The 16,182-nt window shown below is 40.6% G+C and carries 13 protein-coding genes; 8 read left to right on the top strand and 5 right to left on the bottom strand.

Translation table 11 applies throughout. From position 1 onward, the window contains the following. Positions 1-2: 2 nt before the first annotated feature. The 7 genes from murD to ftsZ all read left to right on the top strand — a co-directional run bounded on the left by murD (position 3) and on the right by ftsZ (position 9,151). The gene (gene murD / locus LU635_RS01055; protein ID WP_240095329.1) at positions 3-1,340 is read left to right on the top strand and encodes a UDP-N-acetylmuramoyl-L-alanine--D-glutamate ligase; all 1,338 of its coding nucleotides are present in this window, start codon (positions 3-5) and stop codon (positions 1,338-1,340) included. Positions 1,341-1,402: 62 nt separating this feature from the next. Then, positions 1,403-2,611, top strand: a complete 1,209-nt coding sequence (locus LU635_RS01060; protein WP_240095330.1) for an FtsW/RodA/SpoVE family cell cycle protein — start codon at positions 1,403-1,405, stop codon at positions 2,609-2,611. Further along, the gene (gene murG / locus LU635_RS01065) at positions 2,608-3,714 is read left to right on the top strand and encodes an undecaprenyldiphospho-muramoylpentapeptide beta-N-acetylglucosaminyltransferase (RefSeq protein ID WP_240095331.1); all 1,107 of its coding nucleotides are present in this window, start codon (positions 2,608-2,610) and stop codon (positions 3,712-3,714) included. The genes LU635_RS01060 and murG overlap by 4 nt, the downstream gene beginning before the upstream one ends. Beyond that, positions 3,711-5,075: a UDP-N-acetylmuramate--L-alanine ligase gene (gene murC, locus LU635_RS01070; RefSeq protein WP_240095332.1), complete on the top strand. Its 1,365-nt coding sequence runs from the start codon at positions 3,711-3,713 to the stop codon at positions 5,073-5,075. Before murG ends, murC begins: the two co-directional genes overlap by 4 nt. Beyond that, positions 5,065-5,781: a cell division protein FtsQ/DivIB gene (locus LU635_RS01075; protein ID WP_240095333.1), complete on the top strand. Its 717-nt coding sequence runs from the start codon at positions 5,065-5,067 to the stop codon at positions 5,779-5,781. The genes murC and LU635_RS01075 overlap by 11 nt, the downstream gene beginning before the upstream one ends. Positions 5,782-5,784: 3 nt before the next feature. Further along, a complete protein-coding gene (gene ftsA / locus LU635_RS01080; RefSeq protein ID WP_240095334.1) occupies positions 5,785-7,137 on the top strand; it encodes a cell division protein FtsA in 1,353 nt (450 codons plus the stop codon). Between the two features lie 28 nt (positions 7,138-7,165). Further along, positions 7,166-9,151, top strand: a complete 1,986-nt coding sequence (gene ftsZ, locus LU635_RS01085) for a cell division protein FtsZ (protein WP_240095335.1) — start codon at positions 7,166-7,168, stop codon at positions 9,149-9,151. Between the two features lie 61 nt (positions 9,152-9,212). Here ftsZ and LU635_RS01090 read toward each other — a convergent pair whose 3' ends face one another. The 5 genes from LU635_RS01090 to LU635_RS01110 form a co-directional block, all read right to left on the bottom strand. After that, complete coding sequence (locus LU635_RS01090; protein ID WP_240095336.1) at positions 9,213-9,416, bottom strand: hypothetical protein; 204 nt, start codon at positions 9,414-9,416, stop codon at positions 9,213-9,215. A gap of 471 nt (positions 9,417-9,887) precedes the next feature. Next, entirely contained in the window at positions 9,888-10,445 is a 558-nt protein-coding gene (locus LU635_RS01095) for a hypothetical protein (protein WP_240095337.1), read from the bottom strand. A gap of 16 nt (positions 10,446-10,461) precedes the next feature. Further along, complete coding sequence (locus tag LU635_RS01100; protein ID WP_240095338.1) at positions 10,462-11,976, bottom strand: helicase HerA-like domain-containing protein; 1,515 nt, start codon at positions 11,974-11,976, stop codon at positions 10,462-10,464. Between the two features lie 99 nt (positions 11,977-12,075). Beyond that, positions 12,076-13,137, bottom strand: coding sequence for a S66 peptidase family protein (locus LU635_RS01105; protein ID WP_240095339.1), 1,062 nt, complete (start codon positions 13,135-13,137; stop codon positions 12,076-12,078). A gap of 25 nt (positions 13,138-13,162) precedes the next feature. After that, on the bottom strand, positions 13,163-14,488 hold the full coding sequence (locus LU635_RS01110; RefSeq protein WP_240095340.1) for a D-alanyl-D-alanine carboxypeptidase/D-alanyl-D-alanine-endopeptidase: 1,326 nt from the start codon (positions 14,486-14,488) through the stop codon (positions 13,163-13,165). 158 nt (positions 14,489-14,646) lie between these two features. Between LU635_RS01110 and LU635_RS01115 the strand changes: the two genes are divergently transcribed. Next, positions 14,647-16,122, top strand: coding sequence for a M14 family metallopeptidase (locus LU635_RS01115; RefSeq protein WP_240095341.1), 1,476 nt, complete (start codon positions 14,647-14,649; stop codon positions 16,120-16,122). Positions 16,123-16,182: the final 60 nt, after the last annotated feature.

A 16,182-nucleotide genomic window follows, 5' to 3' on the forward strand; every position in this document is an offset into this window, starting at 1 on the left:
ACTTGGGAAAGAAAATTGCCATACTGGGAGGTGGAGAAAGCGGAATAGGAACGGCTATTCTGGCAAAGAAGAATGGTTATGAAGTTTTTCTTTCTGATAAGGGAAAGATAAAAGATAAGTACAAGGAAGTTCTTAAACATATTGAGATCGAATGGGAAGATGAGCAGCATACCGACTCGAAAATTTTCGATGCCGATGTGGTGATGAAGAGTCCGGGGATTCCAGATACAGTTGCTATGATCGTGGAACTGAGAAAAAAAGGAATTCCGGTAGTTTCTGAAATTGAATTTGCCTCATGGTTTTCTGAAGTTCCGGTAATAGGAATTACCGGGAGTAACGGTAAGACCACGGTAACCAATCTTGTTCAGTATTTATTAAAAGAAGGTGGAGTTGATTCAGGAATGGGTGGAAATGTTGGAAACTCTTATGCAAAACTGGTGGCAGAAGAAATTCACGATTGGTTTGTGCTGGAACTGAGCAGTTTTCAGTTGGATGGAATAGATAAGTTCAGGCCACATATTGCAATTCTAACCAATATCACCCCAGATCATCTGGATAGATATGATTATAAACTGGAGAATTATATAGAATCAAAATTCAGAATAACGAAGAATCAGACAGAAGAAGATTATTTCATCTATGATGCAGATGATAAGAATATTACAGACTGGCTTGCGAAGCATCCTGTTAGATCTCAAGAGCTGCCATTTTCAATAGAAAAGAAACTTGAAAATGGAGCTTATCTGGAAAACGAAAACATTATTGTAAAAATTAATAATACCAAATTTACTATGCCAACATCAGAACTTGCCCTTCAAGGTAAACATAATGCAAAAAATGCAATGGCTGCCGCCACGGTAGCCCAACTGCTCCGTATCAGGAAGCAGACCATACGAGAGAGTATGGCTAATTTCCAGGGAGTTGAACACCGCCTTGAAAAAGTGCTGAAGATCAATAATGTACTTTATATCAACGATTCCAAAGCGACCAATGTGAATGCCACTTTCTATGCCCTGGAGAGCATGGAATCTGAAACTGTCTGGATAGTGGGTGGTGTTGATAAAGGTAATGTCTATGACGATCTCCTTCCGCTGGTGAATGAAAAGGTTAAAGCAATTATCTGCCTTGGGGTTGATAATGATAAGATCGTGAATGCCTTTGGAAATATTGTGGAAACCATGGTGGAGACCACATCTATGAAAGATGCCGTGCAAATTGCATACAGACTGGCAGATAAAGGTGATAACGTATTGTTGTCTCCGGCCTGTGCAAGTTTTGATCTTTTTGAGAATTATGAAGACAGGGGAAGGCAGTTCAAAGAAGCTGTAAGAAATTTATAAGTAGTATTTCAGGTCTCAAAGTTCTGAAAACCTGTGAGGGCCGGGAAAATTGAATAAAATATATGAGCAATATTTTTAACAATCTTAAAGGAGACAAGGTGATCTGGGCGGTAGCCGGGCTGTTGGCGATATTTTCTTTTTTGCCGGTTTACAGTGCCAGTAGTAACCTTGCTTATCTTCATGGAGATGGAAGTACTTCCGGTTATCTGGTTGTGCATTTCTTTCATCTTCTTTTAGGATTTTGCGTGCTCTTTGCGGTACATAAGATACCCTATCATTATTTCCGTGGAATTTCGATATTGCTGTTACCTGTAGTCATCGTTTTGCTGGTCTTTACGATTGCTCAGGGAACTACAATAGACGGGGCTTATGCAAGTAGATGGATACAAATCCCGGTATTGAATGTTTCCTTTCAGTCATCTACCCTGGCGGCTGTTGTGCTTATGGTGTACGTAGCCAGATACTTATCTAAGATCACTGAAAAAACGGTCACATTTAAGGAAACAATTCTTCCGCTTTGGCTGCCTGTTTTCACAGTTTTAGTATTAATTTTGCCGGCCAATTTTTCCACTACAGCCATCATTTTTGCTATGACGCTGGTCCTGATGTTTTTGGGTGGGTATCCCATAAAATATCTCGCTGCGATAGTTGGTGCTGGCCTGATATTGCTCAGCCTGTTCGTATTAACCGCGAAAGCATTTCCCGGTTTAATGCCCAATAGGGTGGATACCTGGAGCAGCAGGATAGAGACCTTTTTTGATGATGAAGAAGGTCAGGAGCAGTACCAGGTAGAAAAAGCCAAGATCGCAATAGCGCAGGGAGGAATAACAGGAACCGGAATTGGAAAAAGCGTTCAGAGAAATTTTTTACCGCAATCTTCTTCAGATTTTATCTATGCGATAATAGTCGAAGAAATGGGCTTGATTGGAGCTTTTGGAGTAATGCTTGCATACCTGTTGTTACTATTCAGGATTGTAATTGTCGCCACCAAGGCCAATACGATCTTCGGTAAACTCGTTGTAATGGGTGTGGGTCTGCCTGTTGTTTTTCAGGCGCTCATCAATATGGGAGTAGCAGTGGAATTATTCCCGGTAACGGGACAAACGCTTCCGCTGGTAAGTAGCGGTGGAACATCCATCTGGATGACCTGCATTGCACTTGGGATCATTCTGAGTGTAAGTGCGAAAAGAGAAGAGATTAAAGAATCTGAAAATAAAGAACTTGAAGGCGAAGAGGAAAATCCTCTGGACATCTTAACTGAAGCTATATGAAAGAAGGTCTGCGTGTAATATTATCTGGTGGAGGAACAGGAGGCCACATCTATCCTGCCATTGCTATTGCCGATGAGATAAAAAGAAGATATCCTACGGCAGAGATCCTCTTTGTAGGTGCCAAAGACCGCATGGAAATGGAGAAGGTGCCGCAGGCTGGTTATGAGATAGAAGGGCTTTGGATTAGTGGTGTTGACAGGTCTTTCAGCCTGAAAAATTTCATTTTTCCGTTCAAGTTGATGAGCAGTCTTTCAAAATCCAGAAAGATCATAAAAAAATTTAAACCGGATGTGGTTATCGGGACCGGAGGTTTTGCCAGCGGTCCGCTTTTACGGGTGGCTATGTCTAAAGGGATTCCTACACTAATTCAGGAACAGAATTCCCTGCCCGGGATCACAAACCGTATCCTGGCAAAATATGCCGATACCATCTGTGCGGCTTATGAAAAAGTAAAAGAGGTTTTTCCTCCTGAAAGAACAAAAATTACCGGAAATCCGGTGAGGCAGGATCTGCTGAATGTAAATGAACTAAGAGAGGAGGGAATTCGATATTTTAAGCTTTCAAAGGAAAAGAAAACGGTTCTCGTGCTGGGCGGAAGTCTGGGAGCCAAAAGGATAAATAAACTTATTGAAACCTATTTGAAGAAATTTCAGCAGGAAAATATTCAGCTTATCTGGCAGATAGGTAAGCTTTATTTTGAAGATTATAAAAAATATGAATCTGCAAATGTCAGGACCAGGGAGTTCATTAACAGGATGGATTTGGCCTATGCCGCGGCAGATGTAATTATATCCAGGGCGGGTGCTGGAAGCGTTTCAGAATTATGCATCGTAGGAAAGCCCGTATTATTCATTCCGTCTCCAAATGTTGCTGAAAATCATCAGGCAAAAAATGCCAAGGCGGTTACTGAACATGATGCGGCTTTAATGATAGAAGAAGACGAGCTGACCGAAAGATTCGAACCATCCTTTTTCAGCCTTTTATCGGATGAAAGAAGCATGGAGCGTTTTGCAGTGAATATCAGGAACCTTGCTTTACCAAATGCAACTTCGGCCATTGTAGATGAAGTGGAGAAGTTAATAGAAAGAAAAAGAATTAAGTGAAAGACCTTAACTACATACAAAACTTTTATTTCATCGGTATAGGTGGAATGGGGATGAGTGCACTCGCCAGGTATTTCCGGGCGAAAGGTATGTATGTGGCCGGGTACGACCGTACCTCTTCTGATCTTACAAGGGAACTGGAAGCAGAAGGTATTGAAATAAATTACGAGGACAGGGAAGAATTGATTCCTGATCAGATACTTAATAATAAGGAAAATAGCCTGGTAGTATATACTCCCGCAATTCCGAAAGATCATAAACAGTTCAACCTGCTAAAAGCTGAAAGTTTTGAGATCACCAAAAGAGCAAAGTTGCTTGGCATGGTGACCGACAAAAAATACACCCTGGCGGTTGCAGGTACTCATGGTAAAACTACTACCACAGCCATCCTTGGACATTTGCTTAAAGAAACTGGTGTGAAAGTGACAGCCTTCCTTGGAGGGATTAGTGAAGATATTCAGTCCAATCTTATCATGCAGGGTGATGATTTAGTGGTAGTTGAAGCAGATGAGTTTGATAGGTCTTTTTTGAACCTTTCTCCAAATCTTGCTGCTATCACGTCCATGGATGCAGATCATTTGGACATCTATGGTGATAAATCAGAATTAGAAAGATCCTTCAGAGAATTTGCGGCTAAAATTCCTGAAAATGGGAAGCTTTTTGTGAAGAATGGTTTGCCTATTAAAGGCGTGACACTTGGTTTGGAAGATAATGCCGATTATTCGGCCAGAAATATAAAAATTGAAGAGGGGAATTATGTTTTCGATATGAAAACTCCATCTGAAATTATTGAAAATTTAAAATTTAATCTACCCGGTCAGCATAATTTGCTCAATGCTATAACTGCCCTGGCAATGGCGATCGAATACGGCTCCCCAACCGACAACGATGATCTTGCCAGGGCATTATATAGTTTTAAGGGTGTGAAACGGAGATTTAGCTATAAGATCAAAACAGAAAACCTGGTGTTGATAGATGACTATGCGCATCATCCCACCGAGATATCGGCGGTACACCAAGCAGTTCGTGAAATGTACCCCAACAAACAAATTCTTGCGGTTTTTCAGCCCCACCTGTTTAGCCGTACCCGCGACTTTGCTGAAGATTTTGCATCCAGCCTTTCAGATTTTGATAAGGTGTTCCTGCTGGATATTTATCCTGCACGAGAAACCCCAATAAGAGGCATTTCTTCAGCCTGGTTGCTGGATAAGATCTCTAATCCCAGAAAACAGCTGGTTACCAAAGAGGAACTGAGTGAAAAGATAAGCTCTTCAAAACCTGAAGTGATAGTAATGATGGGTGCTGGAGATATTGGAGTGGAAGTTGAAAAAATAAAAAAAGCTCTCCAGCATGAAGCGTAGTTTAGGTTACATAAAAGCTTTTGTTCTGGTGGCAGTAATTTGCTTTTTATATGGCTTTGCTGAAAAGCGTCATAAGAGCCGGGGAATTAGTGAAGTGAAGGTAAGATTTACCGATAATGAAAACCTCTATGTGACTGAGGAAGTGGTTAATAAATTGTTAATACAAAATAAAGCCTCTGTCTCGGGCATAGATAAAGAAACTTTAGATTTGAATAGGGTTGAGTCCCTTTTAAATAAACATGATATGATCGAAAATGCAGAAGTTTATCTCACCTTGGATGGGAAACTCAGGGCAGAAGTAAGTCAGAGAAAACCTATAGGAAGGGTCATAGGAAGTTCATCATTTTATCTTGACAGAAAGGGAAAAGTGATGCCGCTTTCCCCATTTTATTCGGCCAGGGTGCCACTAATGTTAGGTTTTAATGAGGCCAATATTTCAAAAGTCTATCCAATAGTGAAACATATAAGGAATGATGAGTTTTTGACAAGGCATATTACAGGGATCAACAGACTTAAAGGCGATAAATATGAACTTGAACTCAGGGAACTTGACTTTAATGTCTATTTCGGGGATTCAAGTAATGTGGCTTTAAAATTCAACAATTTCAAGGCCTTCTATAAAAAAGCACAGAAAGACAAAAAATTAGATACCTACAAAAAAGTGAACTTACAATTTGGAGATCAGGTTGTTTGCACTAAAAAATAGTTTATGGAACAAAATGATATTGCAGTAGGATTAGATATTGGAACAACAAAGATTGTGGCTATGATAGGCCGCAAGAATGAGTATGGTAAGGTTGAGATTATCGGGATTGGTAAATCGAAATCTCTTGGCGTACACAGGGGAGTGGTGAATAATATCACCCAGACCATCCAGTCTATCCAGCAGGCAATACAGGAAGCAGAGGCCGACAGTGGTCTTAAGATTAGTGAAGTGGTAGTGGGAATTGCCGGGCAGCACATAAGAAGCCTTCAGCATAGTGATTATATCACCCGTCCGAATCCGGAAGAGGTGATAGATGCCGATGATATTTATACGCTTTGTAACCAGGTTCACAAACTGGTTATGCTTCCGGGAGAGGAAATAATACATGTTCTGCCCCAGGAATTCAAGGTGGATGGGCAGGCAGAGATAAAAGAGCCCATCGGAATGTATGGAGGAAGACTGGAAGCTAACTTCCACGTTGTGGTTGGGCAGGTTTCTTCAATCAGAAATATTGGACGATGTGTAAAAAGTGCCGGACTCGAACTATCAGCCGTCACATTGGAACCGCTTGCTTCTGCAAATGCTGTACTGAGTCAGGAAGAAAAAGAGGCGGGAGTAGCCCTGATCGACATCGGTGGTGGAACCACAGATCTTGCCATTTTCAAAGATGGCATTATTCGACATACAGCCGTGATTCCTTTCGGAGGAAATGTAATTACCGAAGATATCAAGGAAGGCTGCTCGATCATAGAAAAACAGGCCGAGTTGCTTAAGATAAAATTCGGTTCTGCATGGCCGGGAGAGAATAAGGATAACGAGATAGTTTCCATTCCTGGTCTAAGAGGGAGAGAACCCAAGGAAATCACGCTTAAGAACCTTTCAAAGATCATCCATGCGCGTGTAGTGGAGATCATCGAGCAGGTTTACCTGGAGATCAAGAATTATGGCCACGATGAGCAGAAGAAAAAGCTTATCGCAGGATTGGTACTTACAGGTGGAGGTGCACAGTTGAAGCATTTGAAACAACTGGCCGAGTATATCACCGGAATGGATACCAGAATTGGATACCCTAATGAACATCTGGCAGGTACCAACGACACCGAAACAACGAGCCCGGTTTATGCAACAGCGGTGGGTCTGGTGATGAATAGCCTTGAAAAAAGCAAGACTCGTTATCAGGAAGAAGCGGTTCTATCTGATAAAAGTCCGGTTGAAGGAGGAGAAAAGAGAGAAGAAACCGGTGAGCTAACCGGCGACACCGAACAGGAGGAACAAACCTCCAAAAAAGTAGCCCGTAAGAGTATTTTTGATAAGTGGGCGGAGAAATTCAAAGATTTTTTAGATAACGCAGAGTAATAAAGATACAACCAGTAAAACAGAGTTTATGAGCAGTACAGAATTTGGAGACATCTCATTCGATTTACCGAAGAATCAATCGAACGTCATCAAAGTGATTGGAGTTGGCGGAGGAGGAAGCAATGCTATCAACCACATGTTCCAGTTAGGAATAAAAGGGGTTGATTTTGTGGTTTGTAACACCGATTCCCAGGCACTGGAAAACAGTTCGGTTCCTAACAAGATTCAATTGGGTGTGACCTTGACCGAAGGACTAGGAGCAGGAGCGAACCCTGAGATTGGGGAAAAAGCAGCAGTAGAGAGTTTTGAGGAAATCAAACAAATGCTGGATTCCAATACCAAAATGGTATTCATTACTGCCGGAATGGGAGGTGGTACGGGAACCGGAGCAGCACCTATCATTGCCAAACAGGCCAAGGAGCTTGATATACTTACGGTGGGGATAGTAACGATTCCTTTTCAGTTCGAAGGTCGAAACCGTAATGAACAGGCCCAGATTGGTGTGGAAAGACTTCGTAAGCATGTTGATTCACTCATTGTGATAAATAATAACAAGCTCCGTGAGGTTTATGGAAATCTTGGTTTTAAGGCTGGCTTCTCTAAAGCTGATGAAGTTCTTGCAACCGCATCGCGGGGTATTGCAGAAGTTATAACGCATCACTATACTCAAAACATTGACTTGCGTGATGCGAAGACTGTTTTAAGTAATAGCGGTACTGCTATCATGGGGTCTGCTCATGCCTCAGGAGCCAGTAGGGCTACAGATGCCATCACCAAAGCACTGGACTCTCCGTTGTTAAATGATAATAAGATCACCGGTGCCAAAAATGTTTTACTGCTAATTGTATCTGGTAATGAGGAGATCACTATTGATGAAATTGGAGAAATAAATGATCATATTCAGGCTGAAGCCGGTCATAGTGCTAACATCATCATGGGTGTTGGTGAGGATGAATCCCTTGAAGATGCCATTGCAGTTACCATTATTGCTACGGGTTTTGATGTGGAACAGCAGAACGAGATCACAAATACTGAGACCAAGAAGATTATTCATACTCTTGAAGACGAACAAAAGGCAGAGCATGAGCTCATGTCTAAGAAGTCGGCACCAATTTCACAAGTGACCAATACTCCCGTGGAGAACAAATTGCAGTTTGACGAACCTGAAAAAGATAGGAAGATAGTCCATACCCTCGATGAAACTCAGGAAGAAGTAGACGAGGTTGGCAATATTCATAGAAAGGTGGATGATACACTCAAAACACCTGATTTTGCCCGTAAACTGGAAGTTACTTATGAGGAAGTGGATCCTGATGAGTTCATCATCAACGATACCAGCGATGAGGTGAATAATATGGATGTGAACGACCCGGAAGAGGTTAAGGTGGAGAGTGACGAACAATTTATGTTCACCTTTGATATGCCTGCAAATGAAAATAAAAAGGGGAAACCAACTTCAAAGGAGCAGCCTAAGACCGAAGAAGTAAAAAGGCATGAACTCCATGAAGAGGAAGAAGATACAAGGAATATTAAGGTGAATGAGGCTATTGAGATTATTCCGGTAACCGAAAGTTCGACCCAGGGAATAAAGCGATACAGCCTGGACGATTATATGGAGATGGAAGAGAAGCTTCAGAATTCCAAGCCTCAGAAAAAACAGGATGAAAAAGATGAAACGGTGGCTTTTGAAAAGAAGACCGTAGCTCCAAAACCAGAGACCGATAAAGGTTCTAACGGGGACAATCCTTTTGATAACCCGATATCTTCCGAAGTGGTAAGACAAAGAACCGCGGAAAGAAAGGCGAAGATGAAGGAATTCAATTATAAGTTCAGAACAGGTTCTGCACAGATCGATGAGATAGAAAAGCAACCCGCATATAAGAGAGCCGGCATTGAACTGGATAATAATAAGCCTGGAGAAGGAAAACTATCCCGTACCAGCATAGAGCAGGACGAGAACAACGACCTTCACTTTAGAAAGAACAATTCTTATCTACATGATAATGTAGATTAATTTCAACCTAGCCAAAAAAAGGTGCCATTAGGCACCTTTTTTATTTCTAAAAGAACTAGAATTAATTCTGGCTTTGAGCCTGAACTTCATCAGTGTCTTTTCTATACTTCAACATACTTATCCCGGCTACGAAAAACACAAAGCCAAGGATGGTAAGAGCCCATGGGCTGAGCATAAGGGCTACACTACCAAAAATACCCAATACGCCCATAACTAAAGCAATGGCTCCACCAATTGTCATTATAAGTGCTAGTATTTTAATCATAACATAAATTATTGGTTATTAATTAAAATTACTTAAAGTATTTAAAGTGAGATGAATATTAACAAATTTTACAATTTAAGCCTGAGCCTTTTAATTTCTGAAGAACTTCCTTTTCATCTTCCCCTCCCGGGATAGCTCCGGTGTCCGCAGTATTATAAGGTCTCAAGTATCTTTTTTGCGGGCTCGTATTTTTTAACGAAATCTTCATAATTTTCCCCCTCCATGGAGAGGATTTCCTTATCATAATTCGCCTGGAATGTCAGGAAATCTATGGTCCACTGTTTTCCGTTTCTAAGAGAAAGCCTGAATTTTCTGCCGGTTTTATCATACCCGATCTTGGAACTGGTTTCCGCCTGAATTCCTGGGACTTCCGCGAATATCCGCTTGCAGATTTTAGGTCGGCATGGAGGTAGTCCAGAGAGTCCTTACAGCCTGTAGCAGCTAAAACTATTAGCCTTAGCAGTTTTTTATTTAATTCCAATAGATCATAAAGTACTTGATCTTTGCATCATCAGGAATTTGGGAAGCTCTTATCTTACTGTCGGTATCGTACCTTAGACTTGTGGGTAGCTGATTTTTATCTATGGTGACATAGGCATTTATTTCATCCAGGAACACAACGGCGGAGTTTATAGTATTTTCTATTCTTGAAATATTATAATTCTCCACTATGTCTTTGAAAGTACTCTTAACATTTACGCCATGTTTGGTCTCATAACGGGAGTCCAGGATTCTTATATATCCAATAGTACTTGTTGAATCAAATTCCTGAAGTGGTTCCAGGCTCATCAGGGCATTGCCATCTTTATCGAATATTTTTATCTCATCAGTAGATCTTAATTGCTCCGGTCCAGTGGTCTGTCTTACAATACTGTCTCCTGCAAATATTGAATCGAGTTGATTGATCTTTACTTCTTTTTTAAGCGGTCCGACCTGGGTGGGAGTGATAAGGAAAGGATTTTCCTCGTCTGTTGTACAGGATGAAACAGTAACACATAAACCAAGGATTAATAAAGCTCTTTTATACATTTTAGATATGATAGATTTATTTTAATAATTTGTTCAATATTCCTAATGCCCCGCGAATAAAGGTGGCGCTTGTAAGGACTTTTAGAACCGCACTTTCCATATTCGACTTTCGGGAGCTTGTTTTGTTTATTTTTTTTCTCTCTTTTTCTGCCTTCTCTTTTGCTTCTTTCTTTTCCGCAATTTCGATTTTCTTCGTCAGGATTTCATGAGCACTTTCCCTGTCTACCTTTTCATTGTATTTTGGCAGAATTTCAGATTGGGTGATCAGCTTTTCCAATTCAATTTCTGAAAGTATATCCATCCGGCTCATAGGCGCCCTAAGCATAGTGGCAACAAGAGGTGAAGGACGTCCTTTTTCATCCAGGGCCGAAATCATCGCTTCACCTATACCTAACGCCGTCAGTATATTTTTGGTATCATAAAATTCTGAAAGAGGATAATTTTCCGCGGCAAGTTTAATGGCCTTTCTGTCTTTTGCGGTAAACGCTCTGAGGGCATGCTGGATCTTTAATCCAAGCTGTCCCAAAACTTCTTCCGGAATATCGGCCGGATTCTGGGTTACGAAATAAATTCCCACCCCTTTTGATCTTATAAGTTTAATAATGCTTTCAATCTGATCCAGCAATGCATCTGAAGCCTCTTCAAAAATGAGGTGTGCTTCATCAATGAACATCACAAGTTCCGGTTTATCCGCATCTCCCTTTTCAGGAAAGGTAGTGTAGACTTCTGCGAGCAGGCTAAGCATGAAGGTGGAAAATAATTTTGGCCGGTCCTGAATATCGGTAAGTCTCAGTACATTCACATAACCGTAACCATCGTGGTCTTTTCTAAGAAGATCGTTCACTTCAAATGAGCGCTCTCCAAAAAAAAGATCAGCACCCTGTTGTTCCAGGGATACGATCTTTCTTAAGATCGCTCCTGTAGAAGCCTTTGAGATCCTTCCATAATCCTTTTCAAACTCATCTTTGCCTTCTTCTGTGGAATACCGGATGATCTTTTTCAGATCTTTAAGGTCCAGCAGAGGCAGATGTTTATCATCACAATATTTGAATATAATGGCAAGTATTCCAGTTTGAGCGGAAGAAAGATCGAGGATCCTTGATAAGAGTACAGGGCCAAATTCACTTACCGTAGCTCTTAAACGTATTCCCTGTTGATCGGAAATGCTAAGGATCTCAACCGGAGAACCTTTAGGCTTGAACGGGAAATCCAGTAGTTTGTGTCTTTCATTGATGAATTCGGCACCATCTGAAGGTTTTGCTATTCCGCTAAGATCGCCTTTTACATCCATGAGCAATACGGGCACCCCTTTTTCCGAAAGGTTTTCGGCAATGATCTGAAGGGTTTTTGATTTTCCGGTACCAGTGGCCCCGGCGATCAGGCCATGTCTGTTCATGGTTTTTAAGGGGAGCTTTACTGCTGCTTCAGAAAGCACTTCACCTACATACATTCCGGCACCGAGATAGATGCTGTCTCCTTTTGGATTATAACCCTGCCGAATGGATGTGATGAATTTCTGCTTCTTTTCCATTAAAAGCTAATTTATCATAAAATTGGTAAAAGAAAGGAGCCACAGGAAAAGAATAATTCATAAAATTGAATTTGAATCATAGCAACACCTGATCTGAAATTATTTTGTGGCAGGAGTAAGAAGACGTATGCTTCCTTTAATGGCATCCATTTCTGCTTCGATCCCGTTCGGGATTGTAACATTATCATCAATATGGCCGATCATGGCTCCTGAATATGCAGGAATATCCAGTGGTTTAATGTAATGATCTATCACTTCTTCCAGGGTTAGAGAACCATAGCCACTGCCCCCAGGATCACATTCTGTGCACTTTCCAAAAACGAATCCGCTTATCTGCTCAAAGACACCGGCAAGATAAAGCTGGGACATCATTCTGTCTACTGCATATATCTTTTCACCTACATCTTCCAGGTATAAGATCTTTCCTTTCCAGTTCTTGGGGAAATATTCAGAACCCATAATCCCGGTTAATACGGAGAGATTTCCACCCAAAAGATTTCCTTTTGCAGTTCCTGGTGTGATTGTTCGTATCCTGTTTTCGGTCTGTGCCAGTTGGTCTCCTTTTGAATCGGGGTTTTTATAGGTAATTGCCTCCCTTTCAAAAAGCAATTTTTTGAAATAATCATAGCTAAAGGAATTCCAGGTTGAAACTGCTACCGGACTGTGGAAAGTGACAAGACCTGTTTTTTTAAAAATGGCAAGATGAAGGGCGGTGATATCACTATAACCAGCGAAGATCTTAGGATTTTTGCTTATAGCTTCGTAATCAAGTTTGTCCAGTATCCTTGCCGAGCCGGAGCCACCGCGAAGCGCAATAATTGCCTTGATGTCTTTATCTTTAAACATTTCGTTGAGTTCCCCGGCACGCTCTTCATCTGTTCCGGCAAGATGGCCATAGCGATTATAGGTGTAATTGCCGAATTTAACCTTTAGCCCCATCGCTTCAAATGTTTCCTTTGCTATGTCGTAAGGTTCTGTTTCAAAGATGGCACTGGCCGGACTTACTATGGCAATAGTATCTCCTTCTTTTAAAGACTGAGGAATGAGAAGATCTGAATCAGGATTATTATTGCTGAGGATATTGTATTCAGTGCCGAATGAGCTTAAAGGGAAGACAAGACTGCCAGCCCCCATATTTTGAATGAATTTTCTTCTTTGCATTTCTTTGGTGTTATGAGTTTGAAAATTAGTAATTATCCCTGATATTTTTGAGGATCACTTCCATTCCCTCCTTCAGCTTGGAGCTGGGAATGGTATAATTACTATTCATAAAGCTGAAGATTAGAATTTTTCCTGACCGGGTTTTTAGAAATCCGCTTAAACTGTGATTGTTGCTTAAAGTACCGGTTTTGGCAAATATATAAGGAGTGGCTGCCTTATAATAATTTTTTAGTGTACCCGATTTGCCTCCAGTTGCAAGCATGCCGAATAACTTTTCCTTGGGCACTTCCTGACCTATCTTTTCCAGTAATTTCACCATTGTTCTCGGTGTGAAAAGATTATAGCGGGACAGTCCTGAGCCATCCACCCATACCGGCTCGTCTGGCAGGTCGTTCAGATAGTTTTTCTTCATATGATCTATAGCGATCCGGGACTTCAGGGTGTCAGAAACTTCATCGGCGGCCATGAGCAGGATTTGTTCGGCTATAAAATTATCACTCTCTTGCAGCATACGTTTGTAGATACTGTCTGTTGGGATACTGTACAGGGTCTTATTGAATTTAACGTTTTCAGGAAGTTCGCTGATCATCCGGATTTCTTTATCCAGAGTATCCTTTAGAAGTTCCAGCATTGTTTGATCGGAATATTTAAATGGGACTTCTTTTGTGAACTCCTCCTTTCCCGGATATGCCTTAAAGGAATTGCTGGAAATGTCTCTTATTACTGCTGAACTCTTTTCCTCTTTATTATAAACAAACAATGAATCTTTAAAAAATGCCGGGCTAACCTGTGGTTTGTTCTTTTTTCTGAATTCGAATACAACGCGATTACCATAAATAGGCATTACCGATCTTTCCACGGAATAAGCATGGTTATAATCGTCCCATGACCAGCCGGGACCGAAATATTTTTCGGTAAAGACCGGTGAATAATAGTAAAGCTCTTCATCAGAATTGCTCAGGAATTCCAGAACCTTGGATTTTGGTAGTTCGGGGTTCAGAAGAGATGGATCTCCTGTTCCTTTAAATATCAAAGAATCATTCTTTTTTAAATACCTTAAGGCCGGTACTGAGTCTCCCAGAATTTTGAGGCCAGTATAGAAAGTGAATAATTTGATATTCGATGCCGGGGTAAAATATTTATCTGAATTATACTCATATAGCATCTTATTTTTCTCCGGGTCATAAACAGCCAGCCCTGCAAAACTTTTTTTAAAAACCTGTGATGATCTAAAGACGCTCTCAATTTCTTTATTCGTCTTTTTAAGTGCTGAACAGGAGGAGAGTATACCTATCGCAAAAATACATATGAATATTTTTAAGGAAAGTGCTTTAGGGTTAGAAAAAAGCATGGTTTAATAAAGTTTCTATAAACATACTTAGTTTATTGATAATTTCATTCAAAAATAACTTTAGTATTATACATCTTCAGAGATATATTACTGTTCAGTGCAAAGCAAAAAGCCATAAAAAACCTTAATTTTAAACCTGTTCCTCAATATTGATAAATATGAAAAAAACCATAATAATTCCACTTTCCGCGCTTTTCTTTATTTTTTTATTTGGTCCGGTCAAAGCCCAGACTTCTGATTTTGCCATGGATCTTGCCCAGGATTATGACCAGTTTAGGAATAATAGGATAGATACCCGCCGTTTTAAGCATTCAGATCTTTTTCCTTTGATTGAAAAGTACAGGGATAATCCCGTTTTCGAGATTAATAAAGTTGGGGAATCAATTGAGGGAAGAAGCCTGAATCTTATTAGCCTGGGTGAAGGAGATACCGATGTTTTTCTCTGGTCCCAGATGCACGGAGACGAATCCACAGCCACCATGGCGATTCTGGATATTCTCAACTTTTTTGAATCTGAAGAATTTGAGCAGGAAAGGACATTGATGCTTGAGAATTTGAAAATCCATTTTCTGCCCATGTTGAATCCCGACGGAGCTGAGTTATTTACCAGGAGGAATGCTCTGGGGATTGATGTCAACAGGGATGCACTGCGGCTACAATCATCCGAGAGTCGCACTCTTAAAAGGATCAGGGATAGTCTGGATGCTGATTTCGGCTTCAATCTCCACGATCAGAGCCGCTATTATAATGCAGAGAGAACATCTAAGCCGGCCACCATTTCTTTTCTGGCTCCAGCCTTTAATTATGAAAAGGATATCAATGAGGTGCGTTCTCGAGCCATGAAGCTTATCGTGGTAATGAATGAGGTTCTGCAGGAGATTGCTCCGGGACAGGTAGGCAGATATAACGACGATTTTGAGCCAAGGGCTTTTGGAGATAATATCCAAAAATGGGGGACAAGTACGGTGCTTATAGAATCTGGAGGTTATCCTGAAGACCGTGAAAAACAGGAGATCAGGAGACTCAATTTTGTTGCGATTCTTTCTGCATTACATTCGATAGCAATAAAAAGTTATCAGGATGAGATAATAGATGACTATGAAAATATTCCTAATAACGACCGAATGCTTTTCGATCTCAAATTGAAGGAAGTGACATATGAGCTTGAGGGAAATAATTATACCCTGGATCTTGGTATTAACAGGAATGAAAATGATCTAAAGGATAATACAGAATTCTATTATTCTTCGCAGATTGTTGACCAGGGGGATCTGTCTACCAGTTACGGCTATGAAAGTTTTGATGCTTCTGGCTACGTTCTTGATTTTGGTAAGATCTATTCTGTAAACCTTCAGGATACTTCTGCTTTAAAAAAGCTTGATTTCACGACACTCCTTAAGGAAGGGGTAGGATATGTAAAACTGAAAAATTTACCGGAAGACATTCAGTATTCTAATTATCCTGTAAACCTGGTATCTGAAGACTTTCAAATAAATACCAACTTATGGCCGGGAAGAAATGCGACTTTCTTTCTAAAAAAAGACGGAAAAATAGAATACGCTGTGATAAATGGTTTTCTGGTAAAGCCTGAAGAGGTATCCGAAAAGCTGTGTAACTCTCTTATTTTGGACTGATTCGGCCCTTGTTAATCTGTTAGAGTCAAAAGGTTTTAAAAGTAAGATATTCTGTATCTT

This window comes from Christiangramia crocea, from assembly GCF_022410465.1.
GTDB classification, from domain to species: domain Bacteria; phylum Bacteroidota; class Bacteroidia; order Flavobacteriales; family Flavobacteriaceae; genus Christiangramia; species Christiangramia crocea.

Coding starts and splice junctions, on each gene's coding strand:
- LU635_RS01110 (WP_240095340.1), bottom strand. CDS start 14,488: ATGCTTTTTTCTAACCCTAAAGCACTTTCCTTAAAAATATTCATATGT.
- LU635_RS01090 (WP_240095336.1), bottom strand. CDS start 9,416: ATGATTAAAATACTAGCACTTATAATGACAATTGGTGGAGCCATTGCT.
- LU635_RS01105 (WP_240095339.1), bottom strand. CDS start 13,137: ATGCAAAGAAGAAAATTCATTCAAAATATGGGGGCTGGCAGTCTTGTC.
- ftsA (WP_240095334.1), top strand. CDS start 5,785: ATGGAACAAAATGATATTGCAGTAGGATTAGATATTGGAACAACAAAG.
- LU635_RS01100 (WP_240095338.1), bottom strand. CDS start 11,976: ATGGAAAAGAAGCAGAAATTCATCACATCCATTCGGCAGGGTTATAAT.
- murG (WP_240095331.1), top strand. CDS start 2,608: ATGAAAGAAGGTCTGCGTGTAATATTATCTGGTGGAGGAACAGGAGGC.
- ftsZ (WP_240095335.1), top strand. CDS start 7,166: ATGAGCAGTACAGAATTTGGAGACATCTCATTCGATTTACCGAAGAAT.
- LU635_RS01115 (WP_240095341.1), top strand. CDS start 14,647: ATGAAAAAAACCATAATAATTCCACTTTCCGCGCTTTTCTTTATTTTT.
- LU635_RS01060 (WP_240095330.1), top strand. CDS start 1,403: ATGAGCAATATTTTTAACAATCTTAAAGGAGACAAGGTGATCTGGGCG.
- LU635_RS01095 (WP_240095337.1), bottom strand. CDS start 10,445: ATGTATAAAAGAGCTTTATTAATCCTTGGTTTATGTGTTACTGTTTCA.
- LU635_RS01075 (WP_240095333.1), top strand. CDS start 5,065: ATGAAGCGTAGTTTAGGTTACATAAAAGCTTTTGTTCTGGTGGCAGTA.